Genomic DNA, 16,747 nt, shown 5'->3' on the forward strand with positions numbered 1-16,747 from the left:
TTAGAACTTCGCTTCCGCGTCCAGCTGCAGGGTGTTGGTGTCTGCGTCACGCTGGGTACGGCTGGAGAAGTCGGCCTTGGTCAGGAAGTAGGTGGCGCCGATGGCGAAGTTCTTGTCGATGTCGTAACCGACCTTGAACTTGTGGCCACGGGAACCGGTGGTGCCGTTGGCGAAGTCGGAGTCGGTGAATGCGCCGACCACGGCGTCACGCTGTACGTCACGATAGTTGTAGTCCAGGTTCAGGCCGAAGACTTTCGACTTGGCGCCGACCAGCCACGCAGTGTCGGCATCGGTCACCGCATCGTTGTTCTTCACGTACTGGCCGTAGAACGACAGCGGCATTGGCAAACCACCGATATCGATCTGGCTGAAGCCCTCGTACAGACGGAATTCGTTGTTGGCCGAGTTGCCGTTGACCGACAGTGCGCACGGTGTGGACGTCCCGGTGCAACGGCTGTCCTCGTCGTTCTGGTAGGCGTAGACGCTGCCGCCCAGGGTCAGTTTCAGGTTGTCGGTGATCGCGAAGCGGCTGCCCAACTGGCCTGCGGTCAGGCGCAGGTCGTGGCGAAATTGCACGCCTTCGCCGTCGACGTTGTCCTTGAGGGTGTAGTTACCCAGGCTGCCGAACAGTTCGGCGCTGCTGCCCAGCGGGTATTTGTAGGTCACGGCCAGACCTTCCGGGTTGATGTCGCTGTCCCAGATCACGTCGCCCATGCTGACCCAGGGTTGCAGCATCTTGCCGCCGATCACGTGCAGGTTCTTGATGGCGTCGGGGTGGTAGTCGATGTAACCCAGGTCGAGCCAGATCTGCTTCTTGTCGAAGTAGTTGTCCATGTCCTGGTTGGTCGAACGGGCATCGTCGCCGCCGCCGGTGGCAATACGGATACCGGTGTCGACTTGCGGGTTGATCTCGGTGTAGGCGCCGAGGCGGGCACGGATACGCTGGCGATCCTTGTCGCGACCACCGTTGTTGGATTCGCCGTCGATCTTGACGGTCTCCTGACGGATACGCACATCACCCTTGAACTGGGTCTTGGCGGCCCAGGCAAGCTTCTGGTCGAAGGAGCTCAGCTCATTGGTTTTCTTCGCGGTTGCCGCGATTTGCTCGTTGGTCTCTTGCTGCGCCTGCTGCGCGATTTGCTGAGCCTTCTGATCCTTGGCCAGTTCAGTTTGCAGTTCAATGTACTGCGCCTGGGAAATGGAACCGTTAGCCTTGAGCATGTCGAGCAGTTTGGCGTCGACTGCAGCACTGGCCGGAACGCTCATGGCCAGCAACAGGCCACCGCACAGGGCCGCCGCAGTTTTCGTGGAAGCAAGACGCATAGCAATCTCCGAAGATGAGAGGGATGGCTGAACCATCCTGGGCACACCGACGCGCACGTCGGAAAACAGTGTCCGGGTAGAACCCGGCGCTCTAAAAACAGGAGCGAGTATCGCGATGGTTTATGACAGAGCAGTGGCTAAGTGATGTCATGTCGATGACGATGCAAAGTCCTCGTGAACTATCGAGCCAGAGCACTGTCGCCCGAATGAGCGTGTGCAATGGAAGCTGATCAGCGATACTCGCGGGGCTTTGACGCCAAGATGTGGAGAGCCAGTTGATGCCGTTGCAACGTCTGCAAAACCTGTCAGAAATCGCCCCCGCGACCTGGGATGCGCTGGTGCCCGAGAACCAGCCGTTTCTGCGCCATGCGTTCCTCGGCGCACTGGAAGACAGTGGCAGCGTCGGCCCGCACACCGGCTGGCAACCCGAGCATCTGCTGCATGTTGAAGGCGATCGGTTGATCGCCGCGCTGCCCGGTTATCGCAAATGGCATTCCTACGGTGAGTACGTCTTTGATCACGGTTGGGCTGATGCCTGCGCTCGCGCCGGGATCGATTACTACCCCAAGCTGCTGACCGCGGTGCCGTTCAGTCCAGTCAGTGGCCCGCGCCTGCTGGCGGCGAATGTCGAGGACGGCTTCGAACTGCTCAAAAGCCTGCCGGGTTATCTGGAAATCGAAGAACTTTCCAGCGCCCACATCAATTTCACCGACCCGTTCACCGATGCCGCCATGGCCGAGCAACCGGGCTGGTTGCAACGCATCGGCTGTCAGTACCACTGGCAGAATCGCGGTTACCGGGACTTTCAGGACTTTCTCGACGTGCTCAGCTCGCGCAAGCGCAAGCAGATGCGCAAGGAACGCGAGCAAGTGGCGGGGCAGGGCTTCGAGTTCGAATGGCTGGAAGGGCGTGAGCTGGACGAGGCGCAATGGGATTTTGTCTACGCCTGCTATGCCAACACCTATGCCGTGCGCCGACAGGCGCCGTACCTGACGCGCGAGTTCTTCAGTCTGTTGGCTGCGCGGATGCCGGAGGCGATTCGGGTGGTCTTCGCCAGACAGGGTTCACGGCCGGTGGCGATGGCCTTCAGTCTGGTCGGGGGCGACAGCTTCTATGGACGCTATTGGGGATGTCTGGCCGAGTTTGACCGGCTGCATTTCGAGACGTGTTTCTATCAGGGCATGGATTACGCGATCGCCCACGGCTACCAGCGCTTTGATGCGGGTGCCCAGGGTGAACATAAACTGATTCGCGGCTTTGAACCGGTGATCACGCATTCGTGGCACTACTTGCGCCATCCCGGGTTGAAAGCGGCGGTGAAGGATTTTCTGAAACAGGAACGTGCCGGCATCCTCGCCTATGCCGAAGAAGCAAAAACTGCCTTGCCCTACCGTCAAACCTAGATCCCTGTAGGAGCTGCCGGAGGCTGCGATCTTTTGCTCTTTAAAAGTCAAAAGATCGCAGCCTTCGGCAGCTCCTACAAAGGGAGCTCAGGCATCCTTCAGGTTTCTTCTTTACCCAGCCAGCGATAGATTCCGCCGCCCACCACCGCGCCCAGCAGCGGCGCGACCCAGAACATCCACAACTGTGCGATCGCCCAGCCGCCGACCATCAGCGCCGGCCCGGTGCTGCGCGCCGGGTTGACCGAGGTGTTGGTGACCGGGATCGAGATCAGGTGAATCAACGTCAGACCCAGGCCGATGGCGATCGGTGCAAGGCCCGCCGGAGCGCGTTTGTCGGTAGCGCCGAGGATGATGATCACGAACATGGCGGTCATCACCAACTCGGTGACAAAGCCTGCGGCCATCGAGTATTTGCCCGGTGAGTGTTCGCCATACCCGTTGGAGGCCAGACCTGCGGCAATATCGAAACCCTCCTTGCCGCTGGCAATGTGCGCAATCAGCGCCGCGGCGAGAATCGCGCCGAGCACCTGCGCGATGATATAGGCGGGCAACTCTTTGGCCGGAAACCGGCCGCCAACGAACAGACCGACCGAGACGGCCGGGTTGAGATGACATCCGCTGATGTGGCCAATGGCGAACGCCATGGTCAGCACCGTCAGACCAAACGCCAGGGCCACCCCCAGCACTCCAATGCCCAAGGGCGAAGACGCAGCGAGCACTGCGCTGCCGCATCCACCCAGAACCAGCCAGAACGTACCCAACAACTCAGTAACTGAACGTTTGAACAGAGACATGAGAGAGTCCTTGATAGGCGTGCTATCGAGACTGTATCGAGTTGTGCTTCCTTGCAGATTTACGACAGGTTCCGTGCTGGAACCTTGGCTGAGTACAGCAGGCTTTGGATGGATTGCCAGCAGACATGAAAAAACCGCCAGAGCCCATGGTTGGCGGGCTGGGGCGGTTTTTTGGCGGACAAACATTGCGTGGCGAGGGAGCTTGCTCCCGCTGGACAGCGAAGCTGTCCCAAAACTATCTGCACCGGTAGTGTCAGACTCACACAGTTGGCGGGCTTTGCGCCTGCTGCGCAGTCGAGCGGGAGCAAGCTCCCTCGCCACAAAAGCTCACAAAATCGGGTTTTTTGTGATCAATCGATGCCGACAAATCCTCCGGTCTGGTGCGCCCACAACCGCGCATACAACCCGCGATGGGCGAGCAATTCGGCGTGGGTGCCGCTCTCGGCGATCTTGCCGTTTTCCAGCACCACCAGCCGATCCATGCGGGCGATGGTCGAGAGGCGGTGAGCGATGGCGATCACGGTTTTGCCTTGCATCAGGGTTTCGAGGCTTTCCTGGATCGCTGCTTCGACTTCCGAATCCAGTGCCGAGGTTGCTTCGTCCATGATCAGGATCGGCGCGTCCTTGAGCAGCACCCGGGCAATCGCGATGCGCTGGCGCTGGCCGCCGGACAGTTTCACCCCGCGCTCGCCGACGTGTGCATCGAAACCGGTGCGGCCCTCGGCGTCCGACAGCAACGGAATGAACTCGTCGGCGCGAGCCTTGTGCACCGCATCCCAGAGTTCGGCGTCGGTGGCGTCAGGCTTGCCGTACAGCAAGTTGTCGCGGATCGAGCGGTGCAGCAGGGAGGTGTCCTGCGTGATCATGCCGATCCGTGCGCGCAGGCTTTCCTGGCCGACTTCGGCGATGTTCTGCCCATCGATCAGGATCCGTCCACCCTCGACGTCGTACAGGCGCAGCAGCAGGTTGACCAACGTCGATTTGCCGGCGCCGGACGGCCCGATCAAACCGATTTTCTCGCCGGGTTTGATGGTCAGGTTGAGGTCGCCGATGATGCCTTTCTTCTTTCCGTAGTGAAAATCCACATGCTCGAAACGCACTTCGCCACGGGCCACCGCCAGTGGTTTGGCCTGTTCGCGATCAGTCACGCTGACCGGTTGTGAGATGGTCTGCAGACCGTCCTGCACCATGCCGATGTTTTCGAAGATGCCGGTGACCACCCACATGATCCAGCCGGACATGTTGACGATGCGAATCACCAGACCCGTAGCCAGCGCGATAGCGCCGACCGTGATCAACGACTGCGTCCACAGCCACAGCGCCAGCGCGGTGGTGCCGACGATCAGCAGACCGTTCATGGCGGTGATTGCCACGTCCATGCTGGTCACCACGCGGCCGGCCATCTGCGCCTTGACCGTCTGTTCCTCGATGGCTTCCCTGGCGTAATGCTGTTCAAAGTTGGTGTGGGCAAACAGCTTCAGCGTGGCGATGTTGGTGTAGCCGTCGACGATCCGCCCCATCAGTTTCGAGCGCGCATCGGAGGCCTCCACGGAGCGATCCTTGACCCGTGGCACGAAGTAATACAGGGCGCCGATGTAGGCGGCGATCCAGGTCAGCAGCGGAATCATCAGGCGCCAGTCGGCTTCGGCGAACAGCACCAGCGAACTGATCGCGTAGATCACCACATGCCACAGCGCGTCGACCGCTTGCACGGCGGAGTCACGCAGCGAGTTGCCGGTCTGCATGATGCGTTGGGCGATGCGCCCGGCGAAGTCGTTCTGGAAGAAATTCAGGCTTTGTTTGAGCACATAGCTGTGATTCTGCCAGCGGATCATGCTGGTCATCCCCGGGCTCAGGGTCTGGTGCACCAGCAGGTCGTGCAGGCCGAAAAAGATCGGTCGCAGTACCAGCGCAACCACCACCATCCACGTCAGTTCGAGGGCGTGGTCGCTGAAGAAATTCGGGTTGGGCGTGCCTTGGGCCAGGTCGATGATGCGGCTCAGGTAACTGAACAGCGCCACTTCGATCAACGCAGCAAACAGACCGACCACCAACAGAGCGGCAAAGCTCGGCCAGACCTGTTTCAGGTAATAGGTATAGAAGGGCAGCACGCGATTGGGCGGAGCCGCCGTCGGAGCATCGCGGAATATGTCGATCAGTTGTTCGAAACGGCGATAGAGCATCAGATAACCGCCCGGAGGCCGGGCTCTCCTTTTATCGGTGTGAGCGGCGTGGCGTCAGGCCTGCGCCGCTCGAAACGCCCTGTACAGCTTAGTCGATGACTTTGGCCGACTTGATGATCACAGGGTCGGAAGGCACGTTCTGCATGCCCTGTTTGGTGGTGGTTTGCGAGTTGACGATGATGTCGACCACGTCCATGCCTTTGACCACTTTGGCGAATACCGCGTAACCGGCGTCACGGCCCGGATCGAGGAAGGCGTTGTCGGCCACGTTGATGAAGAACTGGCTGGTGGCCGAATCAGGGTTGGAGGTGCGTGCCATCGACAGCGTGCCGCGAACGTTATGCAGACCGTTGCTGGCTTCGTTCTTGATCGGCGCCTTGGTTTCTTTCTGCTGCATCTGTGGCGTGAAACCGCCGCCCTGGGCCATGAAGCCCGGGATCACGCGGTGGAAAATGGTGTTGGTGTAAAAGCCGCTGTTGACGTAATCCAGAAAGTTTTTGGTACTGATCGGCGCCTTGACCGGGTCCAGTTCGATTTCGATCTGGCCGTTGGTGGTGTCCAGCAGCACGTGCGGCGCTTTTGCCGGCGTGGCAGCCATCAGGTTGGCAGCGAACAGCACAGTGCCGGCGGCGAGGGCGAGTTTTTTCAGCATGGGTCAGTGATCCTGAGATTGAATGTCGGCTGCGGCGAGAAACTCCAGCAGCGTTTGATTGAAACGTTCGGGTTGATCGAGCGGGGTGGCGTGGCGCGAATCGGCGATGACCACCAGCCGCGCATCGGGCAGCAGTTTTACATAGGTTTCTTTCAGCGCCACCGGTGTGTAGTCACGGTCGGCAGTGACGATGAGGGTTGGACAGGTCACCCGGGAAAGTCGTTCCTGAACGCCCCAGCCAACAATCGCATCGAAGCTGGCGAGATAAGCACGTTTGTCGTTTTTTGCCCAGCGCTCGGCCATTTTCTGCCGCAAATCAGCCTGTTCCGGTTTTGGAAAAAGTTTGCCGCCCAGCGCCTTGCCGATGGTTGCCAGGCTCAGCACACGCATCAGGCTCCAGCGTTTGAACCACTGCCAGTAATCGTCGCGGCTGCGGAGTTTGACTTCGGGGGCGCTGTTGACGATGGTCAGGCTTTTGAGCAGGTGAGGGTGATCGACACCGAACTGGAAACCGATCATCCCGCCCATCGACAGCCCGACGTAATGCACCGGACCGAGGTTCAGGTGCTCGATCAACGCCAGCAGGTCAGCGCTGAAACCGGCGATGCTGTAGCGCTCGCGGGGTTTGTCCGAGCGACCGTGACCGCGTATATCCGGGACGATCACCCGGTAATGCGCCGACAGTGCCGGAATCTGCATTTCCCAGTCCAGGGTGCTCGAGCCGAGCCCGTGAACCAGCAGCAACGGCGTACCGTGGCCATATTCCTCGTAGTGCAGGTTGCAACCTTCGTGCTCGAAATACGCCATCGGTGAACTCCGTGTCAGGCTTGTTCGGGGGCGGCGAACGGTGCGTCCAGCGGCAAGGTGTCGAAGGTGCGCAGCAGTTCGATGAGGATTTGTGTCGCCGGGCCCAGCGGTTTGTCCTTGTTCGAGTAGAGATAGAAACTCGGGTTGCGGCTGCCGCCCTGAACCAACGGTAGCAGCTTGAGCGTGCCTTCCTTCAATTCGCGTTCGATCATGTGTCGGGGCAACCAGGCGAAACCCAGGCCGCTGCTGACGAACGTTGCGGCAGTGGCAAGGCTGCCGACCGTCCAGCGCTGTTCGGCACCCAGCCAGCCGACGTCGCGTGGCTGCTGGCGCCCGGAGTCGCGAATCACCACCTGCATCTGGGTTTCCAGATCCTGGAAGCTCAGTTCGCGATTGAGCCGATGCAAGGCGTGGTCCGGGTGGGCGACGGCAACAAACTCGACATCGCTCAATTCCGCACCGAGATAGCCGGGAATGCTCAGACCGGTGATCGCCAGATCGGCCACGCCTTCCAGCAGCACTTCTTCGACCCCCGACAACACCTCCTCGCGCAGGCGCACGCGGCAGCCACGACTTTGCGGCATGAACGCGGTCAGCGCCCGGACGATGCGTGCGCTCGGGTAGGCCGCATCAACCACCAGCCGCACCTCGGCCTCCCAACCTTGCTCCATGTGGTGGGCGAGGTCTTCCAGTTGGCTGGCCTGTTTCACCAGTTGCCGCGAGCGGCGCAACAATACGCCACCGGCTTCGGTGAGTACCGCCTTACGCCCGTCAATGCGCAGCAAGGGCACGCCGAGCTGGTCCTGCATGCGGGCGACGGTGTAACTCACCGACGATTGCGAACGGTGCAGTGCCTCGGCGGCTTGGGCGAAGCCGCCGTGATCGACCACGGCCTGCAATGTTCGCCATTGATCAAGGGTCACGCGGGGCGCTTTCATCAATAGCTCCTCTTGTCCTAAGCTGGCCATCCCTCATGGAGACTGGCGAATGAAAAAATTCTGTTGTGTGTTGCTGGCGCTGCTGCCGCTGCCAGCGTTTGCTTACCCGATCGATGTGCAGAAAAATCTCAATGGCTTGAAGATCGACTACGAAACCTATGACACCGACAAGGACATCGGCTCCATAAAAGTGGTCAACTTCGGTGATGTCGATGCCGTCTGCAAAGCCGTTTTCAACAATGGCCCGGAAGCGCCACGTACGCGCAACATCGAAGTCCCGGCCCGCAAGCATACGAACGCCACGGCCAAGTTCTCTCGCGAGATCATCAGGCTGCGCATCGATTTGAGCTGCAGCCCGAAATAACGGCGATCCCTGTGGGAGCGAGCCTGCTCGCGAAGGCCTAGTGTCAGTCGACACCTTCTCTGGCTGACACGCCGCCTTCGCGAGGAGGATCGCTCCCACAAGGTACAAACTGCATCTAAACGAATTATTCGATGCTTTGCAGCAATTATTTGCGCTTTTTCATCGATACAACCCTGTTTAACCTTCACTCCATCGACCTACAACATTCTCGGATGGAGACTACACACCATGTCCCGCGTTCTGATCATCGAAAGCAGCGCCCGCCAGCAAGACTCGGTTTCCCGTCAACTGACCCAGACCTTCATCAGCCAGTGGAAGTCCGCGCACCCCAACGATCAGATCACCGTGCGTGACCTCGCCGTGAACCCGGTACCCCACCTGGACGCCAATCTGCTGGGCGGCTGGATGAAGTCTGCCGAGCAGCGCAACGCCGACGAACAATCGTCGCTGGACCGCTCCAACGAATTGACCGAGGAGTTGCTGGCCGCCGACGTATTGGTGATGGCGGCGCCGATGTACAACTTCGCTATCCCGAGCACTCTGAAAGCCTGGCTCGACCACGTGCTGCGTGCCGGAGTGACCTTCAAGTACACCGAAACCGGCCCGCAAGGCCTGCTCAGCGGCAAACGTGCCTACGTACTTACCGCTCGCGGCGGGATCTACGCCGGCGGCCCGGCCGACCATCAGGAACCGTACCTGCGTCAGGTCATGGGCTTCATCGGCATCCACGACGTGACCTTCATTCACGCCGAAGGCATGAATCTGGGCGGCGACTTCCAGGAGAAGGGCTTGAATCAGGCCAACGCCAAACTGTCCCAAGTCGCTTGATGGGTTAATCGCCAGATAATCGCCGCTTGTTTAAGTGACCTGGCGCAACCCCTTCAAGGCTCTACGCGCATCGAACCTCCCTTTGCACTTGTTGCTCCTGAGTGCTGTAGCCCGATTGAACGCTTTAGCGAGATCGGGCTTTTTTTTGTCTGGGATTTCTCTGATTCACTGCTCTCCCTGTAGGAGCTGCCGCAGGCTGCGATCTTTTGATGTTGTTTTTTACAATCAAAAGATCGCAGCCTGCGGCAGCTCCTACAGGGGATTTTGTGTTGGTTGCGGAATGTAAAACCGGCTATCGTCGCCGCCATTCGAAACAGAGGCGACCATGGGCTATCTACTTTTTGTCACGCTGATCCAGGCGTTTTCCTTCAGTCTGATCGGCGAGTACCTCGCCGGGCATGTCGACAGCTACTTCGCGGTGCTGGTGCGCGTGGTGCTGGCCGGGCTGGTGTTTATTCCGTTGACCCGCTGGCGTTCGGTGGAACCGGCGTTCATGCGCGGCATGCTGCTGATCGGCGCGTTGCAGTTCGGCATCACCTATGTCTGCCTGTACCTGAGCTTCCGCGTGCTGACGGTGCCGGAGGTGCTGCTGTTCACCATCCTCACACCGTTGCATGTGACGTTGATCGAAGATGCGTTGAACCGACGCTTCAATCCATGGGCGCTGGTCGCTGCATTGGTAGCGGTGGGCGGTGCGGCAGTGATTCGTTTTGATCGGATCAACCCGGATTTCTTCATGGGTTTCCTGTTGCTGCAACTGGCCAACTTCACCTACGCCGCCGGCCAGGTGCTGTACAAGCATCTGGTGGCGAAACACCCGAGTGACCTGCCGCATTACCGGCGTTTCGGCTTCTTCTACCTCGGCGCGCTGGCGGTGGTGCTGCCGGCATTCCTGCTGTTCGGCAAAGCCAACTTCCTGCCCGAAGCGCCGCTGCAATGGGGCGTGTTGCTGTTTCTCGGCCTGGTCTCCACCGCGCTGGGCATGTACTGGTGGAACAAGGGCGCGTGCATGGTCAACGGCGGCACGCTGGCGGTGATGAACAACCTGCATGTGCCGGTGGGGCTGCTGCTGAATCTGCTGATCTGGAATCAGCATGAGGAACTGGGAAGGCTTTTGCTTGGCGGGAGTGTCATTCTGGCGGCCGTATGGATCAGCCGGTTGGGTATCCGCCGCACCGCATGACCCGGTGCAGGAGCTGCCGAAGGCTGCGATCTTTTAATCTTTAAAATCAAAAGATCGCAGCCTGCGGCAGCTCCTACACGGTAATTGTGGGTTACATGAGGTGTTTTTGCGGTTCCGCAATGTGCGCCGAACCCAGCACCGCCGGCAACAACCCCGAACGCAAATCCCCGCCGCTCGGCTGCTGATACAGACTCAAGCCAAACTCTGGCAGCACCGCCAGCAGATAATCGAAAATATCCCCCTGAATCCGCTCGTAATCGGCCCACACCGTGGTAGTCGTGAAGCAGTAGATTTCCAGCGGAATGCCCTGCGCCGTGGTCTGCATCTGGCGCACCATGCAGGTCATGTTCGGCTGGATCTCGGGATGGCTTTTCAGATAAGCCAGTGCATAAGCGCGGAAGGTGCCGATGTTGGTCATGCGCCGACGATTGGCCGCCATTGCCGCTACATTACCCTGCGCCTCGTTCCACGCTTTGAGTTCGGCTTTCTTGCGGCCCATGTAGGCGGTCAGCAGGTGCACCTGAGAGAGCTTTTCTTCTTCATCGTCGCGGATGAAGCGCACGCCGCTGGCGTCGATGAACAGGCTGCGCTTGATCCGTCGTCCACCGGACTGTTGCATGCCGCGCCAGTTGCGGAACGATTCGGACATCAGGCGCCAGGTCGGGATCGAGACGATGGTCTTGTCGAAATTCTGCACCTTGACCGTGTGCAAGGTGATGTCGACCACGTCGCCATCGGCGCCGACTTGCGGCATTTCGATCCAGTCGCCGACCCGCAGCATGTCGTTGCTGGTCAGCTGTACGCTGGCGACGAACGACAACAGGGTGTCCTTGTAGACCAACAGAATCACCGCCGACATCGCACCCAGACCGGACAGCAGCAACAACGGCGAACGGTCGATCAGGGTGGCGACGATGATGATCGCGCCAAACACGTACAAGACCATTTTCGCCAGTTGCACATAGCCCTTGATCGAGCGGGTGCGCGCGTGTTCGGTGCGCGCATAGATGTCCAGCAACGCATTGAGCAGGGCGCTGACCGACAGCAGCAGGAACAGGATGGTGAAGGACAGCGCCACGTTGCCGAGGAAGGTCATCGCGGTTTTGCTCAGTTCCGGCACCAGGTGCAGACCGAACTGGATCACCAGCGATGGCGTCATCTGCGCCACACGCTGAAACACCTTGTTGTGGCGAAAGTCGTTGATCCAGTGTAGCGCCGGCTGGCGCCCGAGCATGCGGCTGGCGTGCAGGATCAGATAGCGTGCCACTCGTCCGAGGATCAGCGCGATCACCAATAGCAGCATCAGCGCCAGGCCGGATTGCAGGAACGGGTGCTTTTCGAGGGCACCCCAGAGGTCTTGGGCGTTGAGCCAGAGCTGTTTGAAATCCATGTGAGCAACGATTCTTCTGTAAGGCGCGATGGGCGATTAGAGCATTTAAGACGCTGTGTATTACCGTTGGAGACAAATCGAGCAACAAAAAAGCCACTGATTACGCCCGTTTGTATAAAGAAACTCGGCCTGAGCGCTCGAAACCGGTAACCTATGCAGCTGTTTTTTTGCATATCTTCGAGGTAGCACCCGTGTTTTCCCAATTCGCCCTGCACGAACGCCTGCTCAAAGCCGTGGCCGAGCTGAAATTTGTCGAGCCAACGCCTGTGCAAGCAGCGGCCATTCCGCTGGCGCTCCAGGGGCGTGACCTGCGGGTGACGGCGCAAACCGGTAGTGGCAAGACCGCCGCTTTTGTCCTGCCGATCCTCAACCGCCTGATCGGCCCGGCGAAGATTCGCGTCAGCATCAAGACCCTGATCCTGCTGCCGACCCGCGAGCTGGCCCAGCAGACTCTGAAAGAAGTCGAGCGCTTCTCGCAGTTCACTTTCATCAAGTCCGGCCTGATCACCGGCGGTGAAGACTTCAAGGTGCAAGCGGCGATGCTGCGCAAGGTGCCGGACATCCTGATCGGTACCCCGGGCCGGATGATCGAGCAACTTAACGCCGGCAACCTTGATTTGAAAGAAGTCGAAGTGCTGGTGCTCGACGAAGCCGACCGCATGCTCGACATGGGTTTTGCCGAAGACGTGCAGCGTCTGGTCGACGAATGCCCGAACCGACAGCAGACCATGCTGTTCTCCGCCACCACCGGCGGTTCCGGCCTGCGCGAGATGATCGCCAAGGTGCTGAACAACCCTGAGCACCTGCAGCTCAACGCGGTCAGCCAGCTGAACTCGACCACTCGTCAGCAGATCATCACTGCCGACCACAACCAGCACAAAGAGCAGATCGTCAACTGGCTACTGGCCAATGAGACTTACCAGAAGGCCATCGTCTTCACCAACACCCGCGCCATGGCCGACCGTATTTACGGCCGCCTCGTGGCTCAGGAATACAAGGCGTTCGTGCTGCACGGCGAGAAAGACCAGAAGGATCGCAAACTGGCGATCGATCGTCTGAAGCAAGGTGGCGTGAAGATTCTGGTTGCCACCGACGTCGCGGCCCGTGGTCTGGACGTGGATGGCCTGGATCTGGTGATCAACTTCGACATGCCACGCAGCGGCGACGAATACGTGCACCGCATCGGTCGTACCGGCCGTGCCGGCAACGACGGTCTGGCGATCTCGCTGATCTGCCATGGCGACTGGAACCTGATGTCGAGCATCGAGCGCTACCTGAAGCAGAGCTTCGAGCGCCGCACCATCAAGGAAGTCAAAGGCACCTACGGCGGGCCGAAAAAGGTCAAGGCCTCGGGCAAAGCTGTCGGCGTGAAGAAGAAAAAGACCGACGCCAAGGGCGACAAGAAGAAAACCGCCGCCAAGACCCCGACCAAGCGCAAGAGCGCCAATCGGCCGAAGCCGGATTCGCTGGTGAGCAGCGATGGCATGGCCCCGCTCAAGCGCCGCAAGCCGGCCGAGCCTGCGGCTGAATAAGTCGCCACAAATGGCCAATAAAAAACCCGGACAGTGTCCGGGTTTTTTTATGCGCGGGGTTTGTCAGTTCCCCAACTGTCCGCTGCTGTCCGCGTCAAAGCGCTGTTTGGCGCGATCTGCCGCCGGTTTGAGCAGCGCGAGCAGCGCGGCTTCGCTGTACAGCCGCGAGTCGCCCAGCTCTTTTGGCGTCGGCTCAATCGGGATCAGCACATCCTCACCGTCCGCATGCAGCCAGATCGCCACGACGTGCAGCGCCGAGACAAACAGCACGCGCAGTTCAACGGTTTTGCCCTGCAATTGCGGCGCCTGTTCCGCCAGTTTCAACGCGCCCACGGTGTCGGCGGCCCGGGTGCCGTGGTTCAGCGAAGCGAACTCGACATGGCCACGCACCTCGGCCAGTTGCGCATCAGCAATGCTCACGCCGCCGGCAAACACCAGGTAATGCCAGTCGCCGATACGTGCGTCTTTCAGACCCTTGCCTTGGCTCAAGTCGTCGAGTGTCAGCGAGTAGCCGCGATAGGCTTCGCTGAGGCTGACTTTGGCCGGTGTCGCGGCGGCGAACTGGCGATTAATGCCGAAACCCTGTGTTTGCAGCGCGGCTTGCAGCACCGGACGCAAAGTCTGTACGCCGTTGGAAGGCGCCTTTGGATAAGTCAGTTGCATGATGTCACCCTCCTAGTTTTTCGCGGTGAAGTAAGTGTGAGTCCAGTTGCCGCCGCCGTTGTACGAACCCGGGAATGAGTTCAGCGCGCGGGTCGAATAACCGTAGATCGAGTCGGCGACCAGCACGTAGTTGCCGTTGGTGCCGTAGATCGCCAGGAAGTGCGCACCGCCACCGTACCAGGCACAGCGCAGGCCGACCGGGCGGCCCATGTTGATCTGGTTCTGAATGGCCGACATCTGCAGCGAACCCTGATTCATCCCGTTATAGCTGCGGGTGGTTTGCAGGGCTGAATCCAGATAGCCGTAGACGTTGCACGGTCCTGGCTGGCTGCAGCAATTGCGATCCAGTTGGGTACTGGCGACGCCGCATTGGGTCCAGTTTCCAGTGCCGTAATAGTTGCCGACCGAAGCGGAAACAGCGGCCCAGCACCAGTTGGTCTGAGTCTGTTTCTGCATGCTGAAGTTGAGGCTGGCAGCGGCCAGTGCAGCGGTTTGCGCAGTGGCTTGAACCTCGACCAGTTGCGGGTCGAGCAGGCGGCCGACAAGGCACCTTGGCAGGCTCTCGCCGGTGAATGATGTGGCTTGAGTGGTTAACATTTTTTCAGTCCTCCATGAATGAAAACAAGCGTCCAGCTTGTGGTGGTGTTGCGGTATTGCCGAGCGATCGGTGGTTAACGGGTTTCATCTGCGATGAACGGTGCCGATCTCCTTGCTCGAGGTAACCTTAGCCTGCCTATGCATTTGTGCAAGTATATAAATGCATTAATGCATTTTTAGGGTCAAAAGATCGCAGCCTTCGGCAGCTCCTACAGGGTTCGGTGTAGGAGCTGCCGAAGGCTGCGATCTTTTGATCTTGCTTTTAGCTGTCGGCTTTTTTCTCAGCCGTCCCCAATTCCTTCAAGCGCTGATCAATCAACTGGCACTTGTCCGGCAAATCTGCACTGGCCGTGCCCAAGTCCATCTTTTGCAACTCGGCATTGATTTCCTTGGCCTTGGCCGGATTCTGTTCGGTGAGCCTGGTCACTTCCTTGGCCAGTTGTTCGCGTTTGGCGGTGGCCTCTTCTGGTGTACAGGCCCAGACCGGCAGGGCGCAGGCGAGGGTGACGGCGAGGGTGAGCATGAGCAGGGTTTTCATGGGGGCAGGCCTCCGTTCCGGTTAAGGCGGGTTATTGGGTGGAGGCCTGGATGCGACGAAAAGTTCAGAGTTGTCGCAAACAGCATGTCGGTCGCTGCGGAAAATGCGGGTGAACGGCTACGATGCGTCCGGGTCACAACCTATGACAGCGCCCCCAATCACGCGCACCGGAGGTTGAATCAGGATGACGACTTATAACTGGGATTTGATTGAACGCCTGCTGCATGAAGTGCAGAACAGTGCAGGCGAAAGTTTCGCGCCGCGTAAATACGCAGAGGATTATGCGGCGCAGAAAGCCAGTGCAGGCGAGCCGATAGAGAATCTGGATCACCTGAAAACGGTGGCCTGCGATTACGAAGGCTTGTTGCTTGATCGTGGATTTATTGAACCGCGTCCGGATCACGCAGGCAGTACCGGCAACAATTTCATTCTGACGCCACGCGGATCAAGCCTGCTGAGCCTGATCGACAGCAGCATTCCCGGCAATGATCATCCTCGGCAAGTACTGGATGAGCAGGAGGATGCGCTGGATGAAGCGACATTCGATGAAGTAGCTTCAAAGGCGCAGATTGCCTGAAAGCAAAAGATCGCAGCCTTCGGCAGCTCCTACACATAACCCTGTAGGAGCTGCCGAAGGCTGCGATCTTTTGATCTTCTATTACTGCTTTACTGCCTTCAGACACTTCAAATCATTGAAGTCCTTACGCACACCCTCGATTTTCTTGAGCAACCGCTGACGCTGCTGCGGCGTACTCTCGGCCATCAGATCCACCGCCAGCGAACGCGCCTGCGCTTCGGTGTTGGCGTAGGCTTTTTGGTAATCCGCTGTCCATAAACGCTCGCGGTTGACCAGAAGTGTCTCGATTCGCTGTGGGAATTCCGGACTTTTGCGTTGGGCAACGGCGTTACTGAACTGTTGCTGCCAGTGGGCGCGGTTGGCGATCCATTGAGTGTTCTGATCGCCCAGGGCAGTCGACCAGGCCATTACCCGTTGTTCCTGAGTGACGCTCAATGGACCCAGCCAATCAGTCAGGCGTTTGTCCATGCGTGCGCCGCGTTCGGCAATCTGTTGCGCCAGCGGCGGTTTGACGTATTCCTTCTCACGTTTGCGCAGATCCTTGGCAAACGCATCGTTCATCTCGGCGACTTGCTTGTCGTCCAGCCCTTGCAGCAATTCGATGGCCGACGGTGTGATCTGGCGTGCGGTTTCGGCAATGGCTTTTTTTGCTTCCTCGGTTCGCGCCTGCAGTGCCGCGTCGGTCACCTGATTGGTTTCAACCATGTTCTGCAAACGGTCCAGCCAATCGAGGTAGCCCGGCAATTGCGTGGTGCAGTGCCAGTTCAGGTGTTCCTTGAGCCGTTCGTTGAACCAGTCCTTCTGCTCGCCGTTCATGTCCAGGTAGTCGCCAAGCGTCCATGGAATGATCACGTCGAGATTGCGGTAGGCCAGGCCGACGCGGCTGCAGGCGCCGAGGGCGAGGGTGAAGATCAGCAGGGTGGCGAGGTGTTTGAACCAGCGAGACATGGGCGAATCCTTGCGAGGCCTGACGTC

The 16,747-nt window shown here is 59.3% G+C and carries 17 protein-coding genes; 6 read left to right on the plus strand and 11 right to left on the minus strand.

Annotated elements, in window-relative coordinates; genetic code table 11:
* A complete protein-coding gene (locus tag GTQ41_RS07455) occupies positions 1-1,323 on the minus strand; it encodes a putative porin (protein WP_007966005.1) in 1,323 nt (440 codons plus the stop codon).
* 278 nt (positions 1,324-1,601) lie between these two features.
* Between GTQ41_RS07455 and GTQ41_RS07460 the strand changes: the two genes are divergently transcribed.
* Positions 1,602-2,726, plus strand: a complete 1,125-nt coding sequence (locus GTQ41_RS07460; protein WP_047292365.1) for a GNAT family N-acetyltransferase — start codon at positions 1,602-1,604, stop codon at positions 2,724-2,726.
* A gap of 98 nt (positions 2,727-2,824) precedes the next feature.
* Here the strand turns inward: GTQ41_RS07460 and aqpZ are convergent, their stop codons facing one another.
* The 5 genes from aqpZ to GTQ41_RS07485 form a co-directional block, all read right to left on the minus strand.
* Positions 2,825-3,520 carry an aquaporin Z gene (gene aqpZ, locus GTQ41_RS07465; protein ID WP_047292367.1) on the minus strand — a complete coding sequence of 232 codons (696 nt, stop codon included), beginning with the start codon at positions 3,518-3,520 and terminating at the stop codon, positions 2,825-2,827.
* Positions 3,521-3,870: 350 nt separating this feature from the next.
* Positions 3,871-5,703, minus strand: a complete 1,833-nt coding sequence (locus tag GTQ41_RS07470) for an ABC transporter ATP-binding protein (RefSeq protein WP_047292369.1) — start codon at positions 5,701-5,703, stop codon at positions 3,871-3,873.
* A gap of 88 nt (positions 5,704-5,791) precedes the next feature.
* Complete coding sequence (locus GTQ41_RS07475) at positions 5,792-6,355, minus strand: peptidylprolyl isomerase (RefSeq protein WP_047292371.1); 564 nt, start codon at positions 6,353-6,355, stop codon at positions 5,792-5,794.
* 3 nt (positions 6,356-6,358) lie between these two features.
* Positions 6,359-7,162: an alpha/beta fold hydrolase gene (locus GTQ41_RS07480; protein WP_047292373.1), complete on the minus strand. Its 804-nt coding sequence runs from the start codon at positions 7,160-7,162 to the stop codon at positions 6,359-6,361.
* A gap of 14 nt (positions 7,163-7,176) precedes the next feature.
* The gene (locus GTQ41_RS07485) at positions 7,177-8,100 is read right to left on the minus strand and encodes a LysR family transcriptional regulator (RefSeq protein ID WP_041070257.1); all 924 of its coding nucleotides are present in this window, start codon (positions 8,098-8,100) and stop codon (positions 7,177-7,179) included.
* A gap of 49 nt (positions 8,101-8,149) precedes the next feature.
* Here GTQ41_RS07485 and GTQ41_RS07490 point away from each other — a divergent pair, with 49 nt between their 5' ends.
* From GTQ41_RS07490 to GTQ41_RS07500, 3 genes are all read left to right on the plus strand, one after another.
* Positions 8,150-8,464, plus strand: a complete 315-nt coding sequence (locus tag GTQ41_RS07490; protein ID WP_047292375.1) for a hypothetical protein — start codon at positions 8,150-8,152, stop codon at positions 8,462-8,464.
* A gap of 228 nt (positions 8,465-8,692) precedes the next feature.
* Positions 8,693-9,292, plus strand: coding sequence for an FMN-dependent NADH-azoreductase (locus GTQ41_RS07495; protein WP_047292378.1), 600 nt, complete (start codon positions 8,693-8,695; stop codon positions 9,290-9,292).
* A 325-nt stretch (positions 9,293-9,617) separates the two neighbouring features.
* Positions 9,618-10,475, plus strand: coding sequence for a carboxylate/amino acid/amine transporter (locus GTQ41_RS07500; RefSeq protein ID WP_007965993.1), 858 nt, complete (start codon positions 9,618-9,620; stop codon positions 10,473-10,475).
* A gap of 91 nt (positions 10,476-10,566) precedes the next feature.
* Here GTQ41_RS07500 and GTQ41_RS07505 read toward each other — a convergent pair whose 3' ends face one another.
* Complete coding sequence (locus GTQ41_RS07505; RefSeq protein WP_047292380.1) at positions 10,567-11,865, minus strand: mechanosensitive ion channel family protein; 1,299 nt, start codon at positions 11,863-11,865, stop codon at positions 10,567-10,569.
* 191 nt (positions 11,866-12,056) lie between these two features.
* Here GTQ41_RS07505 and GTQ41_RS07510 point away from each other — a divergent pair, with 191 nt between their 5' ends.
* The gene (locus tag GTQ41_RS07510) at positions 12,057-13,397 is read left to right on the plus strand and encodes a DEAD/DEAH box helicase (protein WP_041070247.1); all 1,341 of its coding nucleotides are present in this window, start codon (positions 12,057-12,059) and stop codon (positions 13,395-13,397) included.
* Positions 13,398-13,460: 63 nt separating this feature from the next.
* Here the strand turns inward: GTQ41_RS07510 and GTQ41_RS07515 are convergent, their stop codons facing one another.
* The 3 genes from GTQ41_RS07515 to GTQ41_RS07525 form a co-directional block, all read right to left on the minus strand.
* Complete coding sequence (locus tag GTQ41_RS07515; protein WP_047292382.1) at positions 13,461-14,060, minus strand: hypothetical protein; 600 nt, start codon at positions 14,058-14,060, stop codon at positions 13,461-13,463.
* A gap of 12 nt (positions 14,061-14,072) precedes the next feature.
* Positions 14,073-14,657: a papain-like cysteine protease family protein gene (locus GTQ41_RS07520; RefSeq protein ID WP_047292384.1), complete on the minus strand. Its 585-nt coding sequence runs from the start codon at positions 14,655-14,657 to the stop codon at positions 14,073-14,075.
* Positions 14,658-14,919: 262 nt separating this feature from the next.
* The gene (locus tag GTQ41_RS07525; protein WP_047292386.1) at positions 14,920-15,195 is read right to left on the minus strand and encodes a hypothetical protein; all 276 of its coding nucleotides are present in this window, start codon (positions 15,193-15,195) and stop codon (positions 14,920-14,922) included.
* 184 nt (positions 15,196-15,379) lie between these two features.
* Here GTQ41_RS07525 and GTQ41_RS07530 point away from each other — a divergent pair, with 184 nt between their 5' ends.
* On the plus strand, positions 15,380-15,772 hold the full coding sequence (locus GTQ41_RS07530) for a hypothetical protein (protein ID WP_047292388.1): 393 nt from the start codon (positions 15,380-15,382) through the stop codon (positions 15,770-15,772).
* Between the two features lie 81 nt (positions 15,773-15,853).
* Here GTQ41_RS07530 and GTQ41_RS07535 read toward each other — a convergent pair whose 3' ends face one another.
* On the minus strand, positions 15,854-16,720 hold the full coding sequence (locus GTQ41_RS07535; protein ID WP_047292390.1) for a DUF6279 family lipoprotein: 867 nt from the start codon (positions 16,718-16,720) through the stop codon (positions 15,854-15,856).
* Between the last annotated feature and the right edge of the window lie 27 nt (positions 16,721-16,747).

This window comes from Pseudomonas sp. AN-B15 (assembly GCF_019056475.1).
Lineage (GTDB): Bacteria > Pseudomonadota > Gammaproteobacteria > Pseudomonadales > Pseudomonadaceae > Aquipseudomonas > Aquipseudomonas parakoreensis.